The sequence below is a fragment of the Rhizobium sp. NXC24 genome (genome assembly GCF_002944315.1).
Classification (GTDB): Bacteria; Pseudomonadota; Alphaproteobacteria; order Rhizobiales; family Rhizobiaceae; genus Rhizobium.
This window is the reverse complement of the sequence record NZ_CP024311.1, coordinates 2258981-2276550: the sequence shown is the minus strand read 5'-3', so window position 1 is coordinate 2276550 and position 17570 is coordinate 2258981. Positions and strand designations below refer to the sequence as shown.

The 17570-nt window shown below is 58.8% G+C and carries 18 protein-coding genes and 1 pseudogene; 8 read left to right on the top strand and 11 right to left on the bottom strand.

The genetic code is table 11. The features are described 5' to 3' along the window. Positions 1-73 precede the first annotated feature (73 nt). Together NXC24_RS11205 and NXC24_RS35075 are read left to right on the top strand one after the other, a co-directional pair. Positions 74-1582, top strand: a complete 1509-nt coding sequence (locus tag NXC24_RS11205) for an anti-phage dCTP deaminase (protein ID WP_104823349.1) — start codon at positions 74-76, stop codon at positions 1580-1582. A 1-nt stretch (position 1583) separates the two neighbouring features. After that, positions 1584-1763 (top strand): hypothetical protein, encoded by a 180-nt coding sequence (locus NXC24_RS35075; RefSeq protein ID WP_158704458.1) that lies wholly within the window; start codon positions 1584-1586, stop codon positions 1761-1763. Positions 1764-1847: 84 nt separating this feature from the next. Here the strand turns inward: NXC24_RS35075 and NXC24_RS35680 are convergent. The 4 genes and pseudogenes from NXC24_RS35680 to NXC24_RS11185 form a co-directional block, all read right to left on the bottom strand. Further along, positions 1848-2036: pseudogene (locus tag NXC24_RS35680) on the bottom strand (hypothetical protein); the annotation flags it as partial. Between the two features lie 39 nt (positions 2037-2075). Next, positions 2076-2504, bottom strand: coding sequence for an arsenate reductase (glutaredoxin) (arsC, locus tag NXC24_RS11195; RefSeq protein ID WP_104823348.1), 429 nt, complete (start codon positions 2502-2504; stop codon positions 2076-2078). Beyond that, the gene (locus NXC24_RS11190; RefSeq protein WP_104823347.1) at positions 2501-3202 is read right to left on the bottom strand and encodes an MIP/aquaporin family protein; all 702 of its coding nucleotides are present in this window, start codon (positions 3200-3202) and stop codon (positions 2501-2503) included. The genes arsC and NXC24_RS11190 overlap by 4 nt, the downstream gene beginning before the upstream one ends. A gap of 30 nt (positions 3203-3232) precedes the next feature. Continuing rightward, entirely contained in the window at positions 3233-3586 is a 354-nt protein-coding gene (locus NXC24_RS11185) for a metalloregulator ArsR/SmtB family transcription factor (RefSeq protein WP_104823346.1), read from the bottom strand. 42 nt (positions 3587-3628) lie between these two features. Here NXC24_RS11185 and NXC24_RS11180 point away from each other — a divergent pair, with 42 nt between their 5' ends. Further along, a complete protein-coding gene (locus NXC24_RS11180) occupies positions 3629-4141 on the top strand; it encodes a DUF6428 family protein (RefSeq protein WP_104823345.1) in 513 nt (170 codons plus the stop codon). 54 nt (positions 4142-4195) lie between these two features. Here the strand turns inward: NXC24_RS11180 and uvrB are convergent, their stop codons facing one another. Further along, positions 4196-7186 carry an excinuclease ABC subunit UvrB gene (gene uvrB / locus NXC24_RS11175; protein WP_104823344.1) on the bottom strand — a complete coding sequence of 997 codons (2991 nt, stop codon included), beginning with the start codon at positions 7184-7186 and terminating at the stop codon, positions 4196-4198. Positions 7187-7470: 284 nt separating this feature from the next. Here uvrB and NXC24_RS11170 point away from each other — a divergent pair, with 284 nt between their 5' ends. Beyond that, positions 7471-8721, top strand: a complete 1251-nt coding sequence (locus tag NXC24_RS11170) for an MFS transporter (RefSeq protein WP_104823343.1) — start codon at positions 7471-7473, stop codon at positions 8719-8721. Positions 8722-8775: 54 nt separating this feature from the next. On the opposite strand, the gene NXC24_RS11165 is transcribed toward NXC24_RS11170, so the two are convergent. Then, positions 8776-9288: a hypothetical protein gene (locus tag NXC24_RS11165; protein WP_245463839.1), complete on the bottom strand. Its 513-nt coding sequence runs from the start codon at positions 9286-9288 to the stop codon at positions 8776-8778. 234 nt (positions 9289-9522) lie between these two features. On the opposite strand from NXC24_RS11165, the gene NXC24_RS11160 reads away from it, so the two are divergent. Together NXC24_RS11160 and NXC24_RS11155 are read left to right on the top strand one after the other, a co-directional pair. Further along, positions 9523-9876 (top strand): DMT family protein, encoded by a 354-nt coding sequence (locus tag NXC24_RS11160; RefSeq protein WP_104825119.1) that lies wholly within the window; start codon positions 9523-9525, stop codon positions 9874-9876. 109 nt (positions 9877-9985) lie between these two features. Beyond that, on the top strand, positions 9986-10921 hold the full coding sequence (locus NXC24_RS11155; protein ID WP_104823341.1) for a phytanoyl-CoA dioxygenase family protein: 936 nt from the start codon (positions 9986-9988) through the stop codon (positions 10919-10921). Between the two features lie 16 nt (positions 10922-10937). Here the strand turns inward: NXC24_RS11155 and NXC24_RS11150 are convergent, their stop codons facing one another. From NXC24_RS11150 to NXC24_RS11130, 5 genes are all read right to left on the bottom strand, one after another. Then, positions 10938-11336, bottom strand: a complete 399-nt coding sequence (locus NXC24_RS11150; RefSeq protein ID WP_104823340.1) for a tetratricopeptide repeat protein — start codon at positions 11334-11336, stop codon at positions 10938-10940. 84 nt (positions 11337-11420) lie between these two features. Beyond that, positions 11421-12602: a tetratricopeptide repeat protein gene (locus NXC24_RS11145; protein WP_104823339.1), complete on the bottom strand. Its 1182-nt coding sequence runs from the start codon at positions 12600-12602 to the stop codon at positions 11421-11423. 92 nt (positions 12603-12694) lie between these two features. Continuing rightward, the gene (locus NXC24_RS11140) at positions 12695-14287 is read right to left on the bottom strand and encodes a tetratricopeptide repeat protein (RefSeq protein ID WP_104823338.1); all 1593 of its coding nucleotides are present in this window, start codon (positions 14285-14287) and stop codon (positions 12695-12697) included. Between the two features lie 187 nt (positions 14288-14474). After that, positions 14475-15065: a hypothetical protein gene (locus NXC24_RS11135; RefSeq protein ID WP_104823337.1), complete on the bottom strand. Its 591-nt coding sequence runs from the start codon at positions 15063-15065 to the stop codon at positions 14475-14477. A 4-nt stretch (positions 15066-15069) separates the two neighbouring features. After that, positions 15070-15459 (bottom strand): acyl-CoA thioesterase, encoded by a 390-nt coding sequence (locus NXC24_RS11130; protein ID WP_104823336.1) that lies wholly within the window; start codon positions 15457-15459, stop codon positions 15070-15072. 254 nt (positions 15460-15713) lie between these two features. Here NXC24_RS11130 and NXC24_RS11125 point away from each other — a divergent pair, with 254 nt between their 5' ends. Further along, positions 15714-16973 (top strand): extensin family protein, encoded by a 1260-nt coding sequence (locus NXC24_RS11125; RefSeq protein WP_104823335.1) that lies wholly within the window; start codon positions 15714-15716, stop codon positions 16971-16973. A gap of 109 nt (positions 16974-17082) precedes the next feature. Continuing rightward, complete coding sequence (locus NXC24_RS11120; RefSeq protein ID WP_104823334.1) at positions 17083-17550, top strand: DUF1801 domain-containing protein; 468 nt, start codon at positions 17083-17085, stop codon at positions 17548-17550. Positions 17551-17570: the final 20 nt, after the last annotated feature.

Here is a 17570-nt window from a genome sequence, read left to right as displayed (position 1 = left end):
AGCTGTCTCGCGGAATTACATTATGCAACTATGCTCGCATAGATAGACTCAACGAACCATTCTGGTGGTGTAGATGGCAATTATTCTTAATAAAAAAAGCGAAGCAATTGAAGAATCCGCTGTGACATTCGCCAGCGGTGAGCAAGAAGAACCTGTCACTTTAGATCAACGGAGAACGCAAGAGCTTGTCTTCGCTATGGTTGCGCCTATCGGATCCGGTGCGTCGACGGTGGCAAGTCTTATTAAAAAGAAAATAGAGGAGAATTTCTCTTACCAAACTAACGTTATAAAGATTAGCGACATAATTAATGAACGTGCTGAGAGTGTCGGTTCTGTCACAGTTGATGCGTCAGATTCGGAGAGAGTTGAAAAGCTTCAACATATCGGCAACAAACTTAGAGAGAAGCATTCAAACGACGTTCTTGCCATTTTAAGTATAGATCAAATAAATAAATCCAGAAAAGATGTTGAAAATGGCGAGGACAGGCGATTCTGCGCGATAATAGATTCTTTGAAGAATCCAGAGGAAGTTGCAGTATTGCGAAAGGTCTACGGTGATTTGTTTTGGTTAATAGGTGTATTTTCTCCCGAGGATAAGAGAATTTCGAGATTGGAGAGTAATGTTTCAAACTCCTCTTATCTCTCCAAGATCAAAGACGCTGACTACGATGAAGGTCTGGACTTCGGCCAATCTGTTCGTAAAACGATGAACTATGCTGATGTCTTCTTCCGAAATGACGAAGATAATACTGATAACGTCGGGATTGCAGTGGATCGTTTGTTAAATTTGGTCTTCGGAATTGGCGTTCAAACCCCTACGCGTGATGAATATGCGATGCAGGTTGCTTCCGGTATTTCTTTGAATTCGGCTTGCCTATCCAGGCAGGTCGGTGCCGTAATTGTGTCAAAGACGGGCGAGGTAATCGGTCAAGGTGCTAACGATGTGCCAAAATTTGGGGGTGGGACCTACAATATTGACGACGGATCCGGAGATAATCGATGCTATAAGTGGAAGGCGTGCCAGTGTTGGAATGACTTCCATAAGAATAAACTTTTCGACCAAATTAGTGCGAAGGTTGGGAATTCCGTAAAATCATCTGACATTAGGCAAAGTCTTAGAAACACGGACGTCAAAAACCTTATAGAATTTTCCAGGGCGGTCCATGCTGAGATGGAGGCCATTATCTCCGTCGCCAGATTGGGCAAGGGTGGGATCGTTGGATCTAAATTATTTACGACAACATTTCCTTGCCACAATTGCGCTCGTCACATCGTGGCAAGCGGGATCGACGCGGTTATTTATATCGACCCATATCCCAAAAGTTTGGCATTGACGCTGCATTCAGATGCTATAACTACCAATCCCAATGAGAAAGGGAAAGTTGCGTTTCTGCAGTATGCCGGTGTGTCACCTTCCAGCTTCTCGCGAGTTTTTGGTGGCAAGCTTGAACGTAAAGAATCAGGTAAGCTAAAGAATGTTATACCTAAGACCGCTAGGCCGCTGGCATCGCCACCATTAGACTCTCTTGTAACTCGCGAGCAATTGGTTCTGCAGCCTGTGTTAGAAAAGGAGGGGATATAAAATGAAAAAGGAACAGCAGCTTTCGATGTTGTTACCAATCAGCAATGCGCGTCTGAACAACGCTTCTCTTATTGTAGATGAGCGTGCTTCAAAAGGTTTATCTGCGACATCAGATAAGCGACACGTGCAAATCAAAGAGTCTTTGAAAAACAAAGGGTTATTGAAATCAAGCCGTTCTTGATATAGGCCCTTACGTACTTCAGCTAAGTTAATTTTGATCGCATGCGGCAAACCGTATGTGCGTATTTTTTGAATTTAACTCGGCTCACCTCCCAGGCCGCCCCGTCTTCCCCTTCGTGCGGGCCTTCCGCTGCTTCTCATCCACCGCATCCTCATAGGACCCGGCACCCGGCTTAGCCCGGATGATCGGCTTGTCCGGCACCTTGCCGAGTACCGGCTTCTCCGTTCTGCCGACGGTGATTTCGTCTAGCGTGTTCTTGCGGAAGAGGGCTTGACGGCATCGACGGCCAGCACGGCGGGAAGCAGCACGCGTTCAGACAAGGCGTTTGCCCTGGGCATCGAGTACCTGCTCGCCGTCTTCCTTGGTGAAGGAGCCTTTATGGGTGTCGGGCAGGATATCCAGAACGATCTCGGAAGGCCGGGCAAGGCGTGTGCCGATCGGCGTAATGACAAATGGGCGGTTGATCAGGATCGGATCCTTCAACATGGCATCGAGCAACCGATCGTCGGTCAGGCCCGGATTGTCGAGGCCGAGTTCGGCGTAGGGCGTGCCCTTGTCGCGCATTGCCTCGCGGACGCTCAAACCTGCATCCACAATCATCTTGACGAGCTGTTCGCGGGTCGGCGGATTTTTCAGATATTCGATGACAGTCGGTTCGATGCCGGCATTCCGGATCATCGCCAGCGTGTTGCGCGACGTGCCGCATTGCGGGTTGTGATAGATGGTGACGTCCATGCTCATGGGGCGGATTCCGTTTCTGTAGGAGTTTGAGGATTGCGGGCTTCCATCAACAGCCAGCTAGCGAGCATCGATGCCAGCAATGCGCCCAGGACTTCCGCGACGATAAAGCCTGGCAGATCGACCGGACGGATGCCCGAAAAGGTGTTTGTCAGCGAGCGGGCGATAGCGATGGCGGGATTGGCGAATGAAGTGGAAGCCGTGAACCAGTACGCGGCGGTGATATAGAGACCGACCAGCCAGGGCACGGTTTCGGACCGAAATCGCAGGCCAGCGAGGATCACGAAGATGAGGCCGAACGTGGCCGTTACTTCAGAAAGCCATTGCGCGCCGCCGGCACGGATGGTGGTCGAGGTTTGAAGCAAGGGCAATTCGAACATGGCATGGGCAAGAATGGTTCCGACAATGCCACCAAGGATTTGCGCGACGATATAGGTCAGAGCCGACATTGCGGTCAGTCCGCGACGGAGCGCGAAAACCAGCGATACGACCGGGTTGAAGTGAGCCCCGGAAACCGGCCCCAGCACAGTAATCAGCACGACAAGGATCGCACCCGTCGCAAGCGTGTTGGCGAGCAATGCAAGCGCCGTATCAGTCGTCAGCCTGTCCGCCATGATGCCCGAACCGACGACGGTCGCAACCAGAAGTGCCGCGCCGAGGGCTTCCGAGGCAAGGCGGCGCGAGAGAGGAAACAAAGTCATAGCTTCAGACCACAGACCAAATCGGGACGTTCATTGAACTTTTTCCTCTGCGGGCGCGCAGCAGGCGGCAACCTTGGCCGTTGGTGCACAAATTTCGGGATTGCCCCCGCAGCAGTCTTCCATCAGGAAACGCACGAGGCCGCTCAGCGCATCGTAATTGGCGGTGTAGATGATGGAGCGAGCTTCACGCTGCTGGTTGACGAGGCCGGCTCGATCCAGTTCCTTAAGATGGAACGAGATGTTCGAAGGCGATACTTCGAGCTTTTCCGCAATTGTTCCTGCCGACATGCCGTCCGGACCGGCAACGACGAGCATGCGGATGATCTGTAGTCGGGTCTCCTGCGAGAGCGCACCGAACGAAGCGAGAGCTTGACGTTCATCCATAATTCAATAATCCTTGAAATGTTGAAACGATGGGTATCTCAAATGAATGCGATCGACAAGGTCCAATCTTCGGATATCAACCTTGGCCTTTTGCTTGAGACATTGGCAGCTTCCCGCGATCTGCCCCTTGTATTCCGCTATGAGGGCCGGTCGGTGAAGCCGGGCTATCATGTCACCGAAGTCAAGGCGGGGCAGTTTTCAGCGCTGGACTGCGGGGCCAATCCGGAAGCATGGGCAGAGATTTTCGTGCAGCTCTGGGATATCGAGGAAGGCAACCGCACCTATATGCTTGCGGGCAAGTTCGCTGCCATCATTCGCAAGGTTTCCGAGCATGTTCAGCTTGATGGCTCGGCGAAGCTGACCTTTGAGGTAAGCGATGGTGTGCAGCCGATGCGGCTCTATTGCGCATCGACTCCTGTCATCTGCGATGGTGCGCTATATGTCGAACTCGTTCCCCGCGCGGCGAGTTGTAAGCCGCGTGACCGGTGGCTGGCTGAACAGGCTCAAGTGGCGGCCTGCTGCGGATCGGCGGCTGCTGCCAAGTGCTGCGGGTAGTCCATGCGATGACCGCAATGAGCCGCAAGTTGCCACTGGAAAACTGAAATCCGCTTACCTCCCAGGCCGCCCCGTCTTGCCCTTGGTCCGGCCCTTCCGCTGCTTCTCATCCACCGCATCCTCATAGGAGCCGACGCCCGGCTTCGCGCGGATGATCGGCTTGTCCGGCACCTTGCCGAGGACCGGCTTTTCCGTCCTGCCGACGGTCATTTCGTCGAGGCTATTCCTTCGGAAATAGCCTCGAGTTCTTGCTTGCTCGGATTCGCTATCTTGCCCGGCTGTGCCGGACAAGGCGTCCGAACTGGTTTTTTTGCGGAAGAGGGGCGTGCCGGCGTCGCTGCCGGGGCCCATTTCGTCGAGGGTGGGCTTGGCGAAATAAGAGCGCTGCGCTTCCTCCTCATGGTTCGAGACGGCCCTGCGGGCCTCCTCACCATGAGGGTTGCCTCTACCTCCCGATGCGGCGCCTGCTCCGTCCTCATCCTGAGGTGCGGAGGCTCCTGAGTTTGTCGAAGGGGACCGGGGCCTCGAAGGATTGGGGCGGCCAATTTTGCCGCCTTCAATGTTCCTTGCCTCTTCGCGGGCCATCGGGTCGTCCATGACGGCGAGTTCGGCGGCTTTGAGGCGTTTGATTTCGTCGCGCAGGCGGGCGGCTTTTTCGAAGTCGAGGTCGGCGGCGGCGTCGCGCATCTGTTTTTCCAGCGCGTTGAGATGGGCCTGCAGGTTGTTGCCGACGAGATGGCCGCCATCGGCAAAGCCCTTGCCGGAGGCGCCGCCGATATCGGCGCGGACGTGGTCCTTCTCGTAGACGCTGTCGAGGATGTCGGAAATCTTCGCCTTAACCGATTCCGGCGTGATGCCGTTTTCCTCGTTATAGGCCATCTGCTTTTCGCGGCGGCGGCTGGTTTCCTCCATCGCCCGCTGCATCGAGCCGGTAACGGTGTCGGCATAGAGGATGACCTTGCCGTCGACGTTACGCGCGGCGCGGCCGATCGTCTGGATCAGCGACGTTTCCGAGCGCAGGAACCCTTCCTTGTCGGCGTCGAGGATAGCGACGAAGCCGCATTCGGGAATGTCGAGGCCTTCACGCAGCAGATTGATGCCGACGAGCACGTCGAAGGCGCCGAGGCGCAGATCGCGGATGATCTCGATGCGCTCCAGCGTGTCAATATCGGAGTGCATGTAGCGGACGCGCACGCCCTGTTCATGCAGATACTCCGTCAGGTCCTCGGCCATGCGCTTGGTCAGCACGGTGCAGAGGGTACGGTAGCCCTTGGCGGCGGTCTCGCGGATTTCGCCGAGCACGTCGTCGACCTGGGTGCGAGCGGAGCGGACTTCGACCGGCGGGTCGATCAGGCCGGTCGGGCGGATGACCTGTTCGGCGAAGACGCCGCCGGATTGCTCCATCTCCCAGCCGCCCGGCGTTGCCGACACCGCGATCGTGTCCGGGCGCATGGCGTCCCATTCCTCGAAGCGCAGCGGGCGGTTGTCCATGCAGGAGGGCAGGCGGAAGCCGTATTCGGCGAGCGTCGCCTTGCGCCGGAAGTCGCCGCGGTACATGCCGCCGATCTGCGGCACGGTGACGTGGCTTTCGTCGATGAAGATGATGGCGTTGTCGGGAATATATTCGAACAGCGTCGGCGGCGGCTCGCCGGGATTGCGGCCGGTGAGATAGCGCGAATAGTTCTCGATGCCCTGGCAGGAGCCGGTGGCTTCCAGCATCTCGACATCGTAGCGGGTGCGCTGCTCCAGGCGCTGCGCTTCCAACAAACGGCCGGCCTTTTCCAGCTCGGCGAGGCGGAGCTTCAACTCTTCCTTGATCGCCTTGATGGCGCCATTCAACGTCGGCCGGGGTGTAACATAGTGCGAATTGGCGTAGATCTTCACCGATTTCAGGTCGCCGGTCTTCTGGCCGGTCAACGGATCGAATTCGGTGATGGCGTCGATCTCGTCGCCGAACATGGAGATGCGCCAGGCGGCATCCTCCAAGTGGGCCGGGAAGATTTCGATGGTGTCGCCGCGCACGCGGAAGGAGCCGCGGATGAAATCCATGTCGCGGCGCTTGTATTGCTGCGCCACGAGGTCGGCCAGGAGCTGGCGCTGGTCCAGCCGATCGCCCACATTCATCTGGAAGGTCATGGCCGTATAGGTCTCGACCGAGCCGATACCGTAGATGCAGGAGACGGAAGCGACGATGATACAGTCGTCGCGCTCCAGCAGCGAACGCGTCGCCGAGTGGCGCATGCGGTCGATCTGCTCGTTGATCGAGGATTCCTTCTCGATATAGGTGTCCGAGCGCGGCACATAGGCTTCCGGCTGGTAGTAATCGTAGTAGGAGACGAAATACTCGACCGCATTGTCCGGGAAGAAGTTCTTGAACTCGGAATAGAGCTGCGCCGCCAGCGTCTTGTTCGGCGCCAGGATGACGGCCGGACGCTGGGTCTCCTCGATCACCTTCGCCATGGTGAAGGTCTTACCGGAGCCGGTGACGCCGAGCAGCACTTGGCTGCGATCGCCGTTTTCCAGGCCCTCGACGAGGTCGCGGATCGCCGTCGGCTGGTCGCCGGCGGGCTGGTATTCCGAGGCCATGCGGATGCTGATGCCGCCTTCGGATTTTTCCGGCCGAGCAGGGCGGTGCGGCGTCCAGATCTTGCCGTTCTTGTGCAGCGGATTGCCGCTCTCGATCAGCGCCGACAGCGCTTCGACCGTGGCAGTGACGGCCGTGCCGGCATTGACGGCCTCCTCCAGCGTTGTGTCCATGCCGGCCACCGGATTGAGCCCGGCAGCGGCACGTGTTTTCGGGTCGGTCGAACCGCCCATGGAGGTGCCGCGCGCCGATTTCGATGCAGCGATCTCCACCTTCTTCCGGTGCTTGCCTGCCTTGGAGGCGATTTCGCGCTGGCTCTCGACGCTGCTGGCTTCCGCCTCCGCCTCGAGCCGCTTGACCCAATCTGCGACGCTGCCGCTCAACGGCGCACCTTCAAACGGTGCCTGCGGCGCCTCTTCGAAACCGGTCGGGGCGGAGGAATTTTTCGGTGATTTTGCCATGGGCGGAATATGGAGGGAGTCAGCGCCGATGTGAAGGGGGAAAGAGTACAAAAGGGAAACAGACGTCGATTTTTCTACTTCCGATCACACAAAATGTGATGGAACCGAAAGGCGACGAAGGCGTTGGCGGGACGCTGCTCCAGACATCCGCCAGCTAATTTCGTAAGCGCTGGAGGAAAAGCCCGCCGCAGCGTCGAACCGCCCGGCCGGTGCCGGGCTCCCCCTTGCTTCGACGGCATCCGGAATTGCCCGCCTCGCCGCCGCCATCCGGTCGGAGGACCATGATGTCAGCATTGGATAGTTTACGCTCTTTATCCCCGCAACAACGCAACACCGTCATCGCCGCCTATCTCGGCTGGACGCTCGATGCCTTCGATTTCTTCATATTGGTCTTCGTTCTCAAATATATCGCCGAGGAGTTTCATACCGATGTTCCCGCTGTCTCGGTGGCGATCTTCCTGACGCTCGCCATGCGGGCGCTCGGGGCGCTGATCTTCGGGCTTGCCGCCGATCGCTTCGGCCGGCGCGTGACGCTAATGGCGGACGTGCTGCTCTATTCGATCTTCGAGTTCCTGACCGGCTTTTCGACCGGGCTGACGATGTTCCTGATATTGCGGGCATTCTTCGGCATCGCCATGGGCGGTGAATGGGGTGTCGGCGCGTCGCTGACGATGGAGACGGTGCCCGAGGAGTCGCGCGGCATCGTGTCCGGCATTCTGCAGGCGGGCTATCCTTCCGGCTATCTGCTGGCTTCGATCTTGTTCTTCCTGCTCTTCCCGATCATCGGTTGGCGCGGCATGTTCATGGTCGGTGCGCTGCCGGCGCTGCTGGTGCTCTATATTCGCCGCAACGTACAGGAATCGCCGGCCTTCGTGCAGCGGCGGGCGACGCCGCAAAGGCCTTTCGTCACCGTATTGCGCGAGAATATCCCACTGTTCCTGTGGGCTGTGCTGTTGATGACCGCCTTCAACTTCTTCAGCCACGGGACGCAGGATCTCTACCCGACCTTCCTCCAGACACAGCGGCAGTATGACAGCTATACCGTCGGCGCTATCGCTATCGTTTACAATATTGGTGCGATGATTGGCGGCTTGTTTTTCGGGGCCCTGTCGCAGCGCATCGGGCGGCGGCGGGCGATCGTCATCGCTTCGGTGCTGGCAATCCCGGTCGCCCCGTTATGGGTCTATGCGCCCGGACCGGTGCTGCTCGCTGTCGGCGCCTTCCTGATGCAATTCTTCGTGCAGGGCGCCTGGGGCATCGTGCCGGTGCATCTCAACGAGCTGTCGCCCGATGAAGTGCGCGGCACATTCCCCGGCTTCGCCTATCAGCTCGGCAACCTGCTCGCATCCGGCAACGCAACGATTCAGGCGGGCCTGGCGGCACGTTGGAACGGCGACTACGCTTTTGCGTTGTTGATTGTATTGGTGATCGTCGCGGCCGTGGTGGCGCTATTTTCCGGTTTCGGTTTTGAAAAGAAGGATATCCGCTTCGGCGATAAGGGGACGGAGGAACCCCAGAGCGCGATACCGATCTAATCGCCGCGCCCTCGCCGGAGCACGGCCGGCGGCTCAAAGCCGCCGGCCTCCAACCTATTTGCCGCAGATTTCGGAAATTTTCGCCTGCGCAAAGCTGCGGGCAAGCTCCTGTATCCCGCCGACCGAGGATATCAGGTCGCCGATGGGGCCGCTGACGCCGACATGGGAATCGGTGATTTTGCAGGCGCCCACATCGACCGTCACCGAAGCTTCCAACTGGCCTTTGACCGTCGCCTGGACGATGCCATGCGACTTGCAGGCGAGATCGGCGCGGGCGTTGACCTGCACACCGCCGGCCGCGCTGCAGAGGTCAAGCGACTTGACTTCGAATTTCTCCTTGTGATCGAGGCCCGGCAGTTTCTTGCAGGGATCGGCCTCGTTCACCGACTTCTCGATCTGCGGACCGAACTTGCTCTGCAGCAGCGACCAACAGGAGCCGGGCGCGCTCTGGGCCTGCGCGGATGCCATGGGCAAGGGGGACAGCGGCACGGCGAAGGCGATGGCGAATAATCCCATGCGAAGCGACGGAAGGAGCGAGGCGGGCAGTGCAGCGGATGTCTTGATCACGGCGGTCGGTTCCTTGGCAGATAGAATAGGAGAATATGCGCGCACTCTTCCATGTCTCCGGCTGGTGAAGCAATCCCCGCAATCATGTGAACGCACGACTCTCCAGCCGGCCTCAATTCGGCCCATTTCCATATTCACGTGACTGCTGCATTTAGGCGCAGCGCTCCGCTCTTGAATTTTCGGGCCTTGAGGGGTCAAAGGTGTGGGCGATTCATAATGGCCAAAGGATTTACCATGCCCTCCATCCTCAACCCGGCCGCGGTCTGGCCGGTCATCATGCTGTTTGCATCGAATATTTTCATGACCTTCGCCTGGTATGGCCATCTCAAGCACAAGAGCACGGCCATCACGATCGCCGTTCTTGGCAGTTGGGCCATAGCCTTTTTCGAATATTGCCTGGCCGTGCCCGCCAACCGCCTCGGCTCTGGCTATTATTCGACGGCGCAGTTGAAGACCATGCAGGAGGTGATCACGCTGATCGTGTTCTCCGGCTTCTCGGTCTTCTGGCTGGGCGAAAACCTGACCTGGGGCCACGCCATCGGTTTCGCGCTTATCGCTGTCGGCGCCTCCTTCATTTTCCGGGGATGAAGCGGGCATAGGCCGCTAGGCAGCGATCGCCATTCGTCCTATGATTCGCATGCCGGTTCAGTCTTTGAGGAGAGGCTGCCGGCGAGTGGCGTATTTCGGGAGGGCTGAGATGTCGGGTTCGCTGCATTCCGTGCTGGATGAAACGACGCCCGGGCGGGCGCCGCTTGAGGCGAACGGCAAGATTCTGTCGATGGCGCCAGACCGTTTCGGCTATCTCGAACCCACCGATGCCGCGACCGACATTGCGACGCTGCGCGAGCAATATCAGGAGCATGGCTATCTCTGGCTCAAGGGATTTCTGAAGCGCCAGGATGTGCTCGATTTCCGCGCCTGGGTGTTCGCGCATCTGATGGACACCGGGCTTCTGCAGCCCGGCTCGGACCCCATGGTCGGTCTTGCCGCCAAGGCGGAAGCCGACAAGTCGCTGGCCGACCGGCGGTTGATGTCGCTGGTGCGTTCGGTGACCTATGAGGGCTTCTGTACCCAGCCGCGGCTGGCCTCCTTCATGGACGAATTCCTGCAGGGCATCTCCTATCTGCACAAGCGCAAGATCATGCGTTTCACCCGGCCGGGCACCAGCGTCGTCACGCCCGCGCACTATGATCTTGTCTATCTGCGCGGTGGCACGAACCGCATCGTCACTGCCTGGATTCCGATCGGCGATATTCCGGTCGATATGGGCGGCCTCGTCTATCTCGAGGGATCGCACCGGATCGGCGCCGATATGGAGAAGGAGTTCGCGATCAAGAGCGCCTCGCTCTCGCCGGAGGAACGTATCAGCGCCTTCAACAAGAACATGACCGAAGGTGGCTGGGTCTCCAAAGACCTGCCTGACATGGCGGAGCGCTTCAAGACACGCTGGCTCGCCGCCGACTATGAGGCCGGCGATATCATGTTGCACAGTCCCTACATGATCCACGCATCCACGACCAATCGGGATCCGAAGGGCCGTCTGCGCCTGTCGACCGACATCCGGTATCAGAATGTCGAGGACGAAATCGACGTCCGCTGGGGCAATCACTGGAGCTTGGGGGATATGCTCTAAACAGGAGCGCCTCGGCTCACTTCATCTGATCGAGAATGCTCTGTGCCGGCGCATAGCCCTGGGCGGCGGCTTTCCGGAACCAGCCTATCGCCATGTTGCGGTCTCTCGTGACGCCGTCGCCGCGGAGATAAGCATAGCCGAGATGGAATTGCGCCTTGGGCAGGCCTTGATCGGCGGCTTTGGCAAACCAGGCAATGGCCTCGGCGTAATCCTGAGGAACGCCCTTTCCGAGCGCATAGAGGCTGCCGAGGCCATCCTGCGACGCCGCATCGCCTTTGTTCGCCAAAGGCTGCCAATGGGCGAGTGCACCGGCATAATCGCCTTTGTCATAGGCGGCTTGCCCGTCGTCGGCATGGGCCTGAAAGGCGATCGAGAGTGCCAGCGCCAGTCCGAAGCCTATCTGTCTGAGCCGCATCCGGCGATCTCCCATCCATGATTCCCGTTCGGGCAAGAGCTAAGCATAGCGGACCGTCGGCGCAAGGCAGGGGCCTCGGTTATCTCAAATCGGGATGGTCCTATTCTGCGGAGGCGTCTCCTCATTATCACCGGGCTCATTGTCGTTGCGGCCCATGGCTTTGGCCTTGCGGAACCATTCGAAGGATTTTGCCCAATCCACCGGCACGCCGTCGCCGTCACGATACATGACGCCAAGGTTGAAGGCAGCGTCGGCATAGTTCTGTGCGGCCGCCTTTTCGAACCAATCGACGGCTTGGCGGCCATCCTTGGCAACGCCTTCGCCGTCGCGATACATGACGCCGAGATTGTACTCGGCTTCGACGTCATTTTGATCCGCCGCCTTGCGGAACCAGACCATGGCCTCGGCGTCGTCTTCGGCAATTCCGTCGCCGTCCGCATACATGGCGCCGAGATTATATTGTGCCTCGGCATCGCCCTGGTCTGCCGCCTTGCGGAACCATGAGACGGCTTGATTGCCGTCCTTGGGCACACCTTCGCCGTCGCGATACATGACGGCGAGATTGTATTCCGCCTCGATTTTCCCTTGGTCAGCGGACTTGCGATACCAGGCTAAAGCCTGGGCGTCATCTCGGGGCACGCCGTCGCCTTCGTCATACATGATAGCGAGATTGTATTGCGCGTCGGCATTGCCCTGATCGGCGGATTTTCGGTACCAGGCAACAGCCTCGCTCTTGTCCTGATTTACGCCGTCACCGTTGTCGTACATGACCCCGACATTGAACTGCGCATCCGCGTCGCCCTGTTTGGCTGCCTTGCTGTACCAGACGAAAGCTTGCGCGCTGTCCTTCGTCACGCCCTCGCCATTGTCGTACATCAAAGCGAGATTGTATTGCGCATCGCGATAGCCTTGTTCCGCGGCCTTGCGGTACCAGACGGCGGCCTTGGCGTCGTCCGTCGCGACACCTTGGCCTTCGTCATACATGGTGCCGACGTTGAACTCAGCCTCGGCATTACCCTGGTCGGCTGCCTTGCGATACCAGCTCAGCGCCTGCGTGAGATCCTTCGCGACGCCGTCGCCTTCCTCATACATTTCGCCGAGTTTCAGTTGCGCCGCGGCGTCGCCCTTGTTTGCGAGCGGGCGCCAATAGTCAAGCGCCGCCTTGTAGTCGCCTCGGTCGTAGGCGTTCTGCCCGCGATCGGCATGCGCGACGCCGATGGATGCCAACGCAAAAAGCAATCCGACGGCCACCCTCTTGAAACGCACGATCTGCTCCTCAACCTTTGATCTCTTCATGTGTGAATACTAAAAGCGCGACGGGCGAGGGCGCAAGGCGCCTTGCACGTATAAGTTATAAATTATGGCAACAGCGTCGTCAGCAATCGGAGGACAAGCCAGCCCGGCGCTTCGCTCCGGCTGTTCGTCTTGGCGAGTTCTCCACCCTCCGGGCCAACATCCTTGATAAGACCACCGCCGTCGGCTGCCATGTCGCCCAGGCCGTGTTGCGCCTCCGGTAGCCCCTGATCCGCTGCCTTATGGAACCAATCGGAGGCCTGGTTCATATCCTTCGCCACGCCGTAGCCATTGTAATACATATGTCCCAGCCCGTATTGGGCACGGGCGTCGCCTTGCTCGGCGGCCTTGCGGAAAAGGTCAGCGGCTTGGCTATAATCCTGGGGAACACCGTCGCCATTGTAATAGAGGTAGGCAAGGGCATATTGGCCGTCCGCATTGCCCTGGTCAGCGGCTTTGCGGTACCAGGCCACCGCCTCGCTCTTGTCCGGGGCTGTGCCCTGACCATTGTCGTACATATAGCCGAGCGCATATTGCGCATCCGCGCCGCCTTGATCGGCGGACTTGCGGTACCATTGCAAGGCCTTGCCATAATCCTTCGCGAGGCCGCGACCGCAGGCATACATGAAGGCGAGAGCGTATTCGCCTTGGGCGTCGCCTTGATCGGCTGCCTTGCGATACCATTCGACCGCGACGTCATCATTGACCGGAACGCCCTGGCCATTGGCATAGAAGTAGCCGACTGCATATTGCGCATCGGCACGACCCTGGGAGGCCGATTTGCGGTACCATTGCAGCGCCTGCTTATAGTCCTGGGGAACACCGAGGCCATTGGCGAAGCTGTAACCAAGCGCATATTGCGCGTCGGCGCGGCCTTGCTCGGCGGATTTCTTATACCAGGAATAGGCCTGGGCATCGTCCTGATCGACACCGTGGCCGTTGGCATAGGCATAGCCGAGCGCATATTCGCCCTGGGCATCGCCCTGATCTGCTGATTTTTGATACCACTCTATCGCCTGGCTTTGATCTGCGGCTGTGCCGAGGCCGTTATCAAACATATAGCCGAGCGCATATTGTGCATCGCTGCGTCCCTGATCCGCCGACTTGCGATACCAGGCAAGCGCCATCGTATCGTCCTCGTGAACGCCGATGCCGTGTGCATACATATAGCCGAGGGCATACTGCGCCTGGGGTTGGCCGAGTGCGGCGGATTTCTGGTACCAGCCGGCCGCCTGCTCGTTGTCGACATCCAGCCCGCGGCCGTTGGCGAGGGAATAGCCAATGGCATATTGCGCATCCGCATTGCCCTGTTCGGCGGCTTTGCGGTACCAGGCATTTGCCTGTTGCTGGTCTTTGTCGATGCCGCGGCCATTGGAATACATGTAGGCGAGGGCGTATTCAGCCTTGGCATTCCCCTGTGCCGCCGCCTTCTGGTACCATTCGACCGCCTTCGCATCGTCGTGCTCGACGCCCTGGCCGTTGGCGTAGCGATAGCCGAGGCCATATTGGGCGGCCGGATTGCCATCCCGTGCGTATTGTATCCAATATTTCAGCGCGATCGTGGTATCGCCGGGACCTGGCGCGGGATCATCGGCATAAGCAAAGGGAGCGAGCGAAAGAGCTAGCGCCAATCCAAATGCAAGGCTGGTGATCTTCAAAAGCGCGCCTCCCGTCCGCAAGCTAATATTCGGCCGCACTGAACAATGCGGGGTAGTTCTGGTCAAGGGTTGTACAGTATGGAAATGGCAGCCGTTTTACCGACATCGTTCCGGTCGACGCCGTTGCCGTTTTCATGCGTGGTCTGCAACAAAATATCGGCGTCGCTCCCTGCATGGCTGGTGGTTTCTATCCCGGGAGCACGTCATACAGCCGGAAGATCCAGCTAATCTGATAGATCAACCCGACCGACACGAACGCCGCCTGGAAGCGGCGATTGGCAGTGATGGCGGCTACGATGCAGAGGACGATGTAAACGAGATTGCGGATCGGATATTCCCAGCCGAGCGATCTGAAATAGGTCTCGCCCTTCAACAGCGTATCGATGAGATCGACGGCGTAGGTAACGGCAAGAAGGCCGAAAAACCAGCGCCGGCGCGAGATGAAATATTCTTCGAAGCCGCCATAATCCTCGATCGACGGAGGGTTCAGCAGCACGCAGAGGAAATAGAACAGGCAGCAGAAGCAGATGAGGAAAAGATAGACGCCGAAACTGATCTCTGCCACCGACTGCAATCGATATTCCCACCACCAGAAATGAATGATGAAGAGGAACATCGACAGTATCCAGCCGAGATGGACCAGATAGACGCGGTGCTTGCCAGGCGATTGCACGAAGCCGGCGAGGCGCATCAGGAGCTGGGCGAGCGAAAGGCCGATGACCATGCTCATGACCGTCCTGATATAGACGTAAACCTCGAGCGTACGGGCAGCTTCCATCCGATCAGCTTTCCGCTGGAACCGGCTTCGGGGCCCCGGTCTCGTCCAGCGCCACCATGATGAATGTGCCGGCTATCACCTTCTCCAACTTGGCATAGCGAGAACGATGCGCCCATGCTTCGACGATGAGCGTGATCGAGGTACGGCCGACGCGTTCGATATCGGTGTAGACGCTCAACGTGTCGCCGATCTTCACGGGCAGCTCGAATGCCATTTCCTTGACGGCGGCAGTGACGACGCGACCGCGGGCCCGCTCGGCGGCGCGAATGCCGCTCGCCAAGTCCATCTGTGCCATGACCCAGCCGCCGAAGATGTCGCCGGCAGGATTGGCGTCGGCGGGCATGGCCAGCGTGCGCAGGGTCAATTCGCCTCTTGGTTTGACGCTGTCGTTCATTTACTCGCTCCAATCGATAAAGGCTTTGATTCCGGCGTTCAGCCTACGCAATCGAATCTCGATGGGAAAGACGTCGTCTGTATTCGACAACAGCTCTGTCGATTGAAGAGGAGCTTTTTAGACATACTTCGCGCCTCTTCAGGCCATTCCGGATGTCCCACTTTCGTGGGGCGGTAAGCATTCATTCACCGTTTTTATTTAAGATTCGTAATAGTTGCCGACCGTGGCTGGGGCAGCAGGAGCGGATCTGGAGTATGGCGTATTTGTCCTTTCTGCGGCGGGCTGTCCTGCCGCTGCTCGTGTCGTCGGCGCTGGTCGCCTGCACGGCTGATAGCCTCATACCACCGTCGAGCATCGACAGCAGCGCCCGCGTCGGTTCGATCAAGCCCCATCGCAGCATGCCGCAGAGGCAGTTCACCTACCAGGGTGACCAAGCGCCCGTTAATTCCGCCTCGGCCAACTACGCCAACAGCTATAATCTCTCTGGCAGCCGGCAGAGCGCCGCGCCGATGCCTGCCTCTGCAGCCGCCAAACAAGGCCGCCTGCCGATGGCTGGTGCCAATGAGGCCGTAACGACCACAGATGTCCAGGAGGGCTTGGCGCAGCAGTCGGATGTGCCTTCTCAGGGCGTCAATATGGACGCGGAACTTGGTGTAGGGCCGAGCGAGGAAGCGCAGTCCGGACCGGTCGTCGGGCTGGCGCAGGAGGAAGGGCAGAACATTGCGGAGGGCGAAACCGATCAGCCCGTTGTCGACGGGATCGGCTCGGACACGCCGGTGCAGGCCAACCGCTCCATCATTCAACGCCCGGCCGCACAGGCTGAACTCAATCAGTCGCCGATCCGCCGCAAGATGCCGAATACACAGGTCGCCATGTTGCCACGCGTTGGCAATCCGATGCCGCGGATCGAACAGCAGGAGGAGGCGCCGCAATCGTCGCCTGGTGGCGCCATGCCTACCTCGGAAATTGCCTGCCGGCAGGAATTGCAGCGTATGGGGGTCGTCTACAACGACAAGCCGCCGATTAACGATGGTCCGGCCTGCCAGGTTCCTTATCCGGTTTCCCTGAGCGGGCTTTCCGGCAACATCGCTGTCAGGCCGGCGGTGACGCTGAACTGTCAGGTAACGCTTGCCTTCGCCAAATGGGTGAAGAACGAATTGGCGCCGGCGGCTCGCACGCGCTATTGGACGGGCGTCGGCACGATCGTGCCGCTCGGTGGCTATTCCTGCCGCCGGATGAACAATAGCCGGCAGCGCTACAATCCGATGTCGGAACATGCCCATGGCAATGCCATCGACGTCGGCACCTTCGTTTTGAAAAACGGCCACGTCATCGATGTGCGCAAAAAGGGGCTGTTCTCCTTCCGTGAAGGCCGGCTGCTGAAGGCAGTGCGCAGCGATAGCTGCAATTATTTCGACACAGTGCTTGGCCCGGGCAGCAACGCCGAGCACTGGAACCATTTCCACTTCGACCTCAGGGATCGCAGGGGCGGGCGTCGTTACTGCAGCCTGTGATGCCGAATTTGCCGAGCGCCAGCGGCGGCAATGTGTTGGCCGGGGAGTAGGTCGACATCACAAAATCAGCTATTCTGATAGTTGTCCGTCTATCCGTGGAGTGAACGCAATGGCTGAAAAGACGCCCGTCACGTCGCCGAAGGTGGCAAAGAAGGGAGCCAAACCGAGCAATGCAGCCCCGACCCTTCTTACGGGTGGCAACCCGCAGATCGCGAAGGGCGATGGCGACGCTCCCGTGCAAGCCTACATCGCGGCCATGCCGGGCTGGAAAAGCGACATCGGCCGCCGCCTTGACGCGCTCATCGTGCGCACGGTTCCCGAGGTCCGCAAGGCGGTCAAATGGAACTCGCCGCTCTATGGGATGGAAGGCGAAGGCTGGTTCCTGGGCATCCACTGCTTCACGAAGTACGTCAAGGTGGCCTTCTTTCGTGGTACGTCGCTGAAGCCAATCCCTTCTGGCGAGTCCAAAAGCAAGGACACGCGCTATCTCAATATCCATGAAGGTGATCCGCTCGACGAAGCTCAGCTTACCGCCTGGATAAAACAAGCCAGCCAATTGCCCGGCGAACGAATGTGAAGGCCAGTGCAGCGCAACTA

Excerpts from the sequence above, each read along its gene's own strand:
- NXC24_RS11205 (WP_104823349.1), top strand. The coding sequence starts at position 74 with ATGGCAATTATTCTTAATAAAAAAAGCGAAGCAATTGAAGAATCCGCT.
- NXC24_RS35075 (WP_158704458.1), top strand. The coding sequence starts at position 1,584 with ATGAAAAAGGAACAGCAGCTTTCGATGTTGTTACCAATCAGCAATGCG.
- arsC (WP_104823348.1), bottom strand. The coding sequence starts at position 2,504 with ATGAGCATGGACGTCACCATCTATCACAACCCGCAATGCGGCACGTCG.
- NXC24_RS11190 (WP_104823347.1), bottom strand. The coding sequence starts at position 3,202 with ATGACTTTGTTTCCTCTCTCGCGCCGCCTTGCCTCGGAAGCCCTCGGC.
- NXC24_RS11185 (WP_104823346.1), bottom strand. The coding sequence starts at position 3,586 with ATGGATGAACGTCAAGCTCTCGCTTCGTTCGGTGCGCTCTCGCAGGAG.
- NXC24_RS11180 (WP_104823345.1), top strand. The coding sequence starts at position 3,629 with ATGAATGCGATCGACAAGGTCCAATCTTCGGATATCAACCTTGGCCTT.
- uvrB (WP_104823344.1), bottom strand. The coding sequence starts at position 7,186 with ATGGCAAAATCACCGAAAAATTCCTCCGCCCCGACCGGTTTCGAAGAG.
- NXC24_RS11170 (WP_104823343.1), top strand. The coding sequence starts at position 7,471 with ATGTCAGCATTGGATAGTTTACGCTCTTTATCCCCGCAACAACGCAAC.
- NXC24_RS11160 (WP_104825119.1), top strand. The coding sequence starts at position 9,523 with ATGCCCTCCATCCTCAACCCGGCCGCGGTCTGGCCGGTCATCATGCTG.
- NXC24_RS11155 (WP_104823341.1), top strand. The coding sequence starts at position 9,986 with ATGTCGGGTTCGCTGCATTCCGTGCTGGATGAAACGACGCCCGGGCGG.
- NXC24_RS11150 (WP_104823340.1), bottom strand. The coding sequence starts at position 11,336 with ATGCGGCTCAGACAGATAGGCTTCGGACTGGCGCTGGCACTCTCGATC.
- NXC24_RS11135 (WP_104823337.1), bottom strand. The coding sequence starts at position 15,065 with ATGGAAGCTGCCCGTACGCTCGAGGTTTACGTCTATATCAGGACGGTC.
- NXC24_RS11130 (WP_104823336.1), bottom strand. The coding sequence starts at position 15,459 with ATGAACGACAGCGTCAAACCAAGAGGCGAATTGACCCTGCGCACGCTG.
- NXC24_RS11125 (WP_104823335.1), top strand. The coding sequence starts at position 15,714 with ATGGCGTATTTGTCCTTTCTGCGGCGGGCTGTCCTGCCGCTGCTCGTG.
- NXC24_RS11120 (WP_104823334.1), top strand. The coding sequence starts at position 17,083 with ATGGCTGAAAAGACGCCCGTCACGTCGCCGAAGGTGGCAAAGAAGGGA.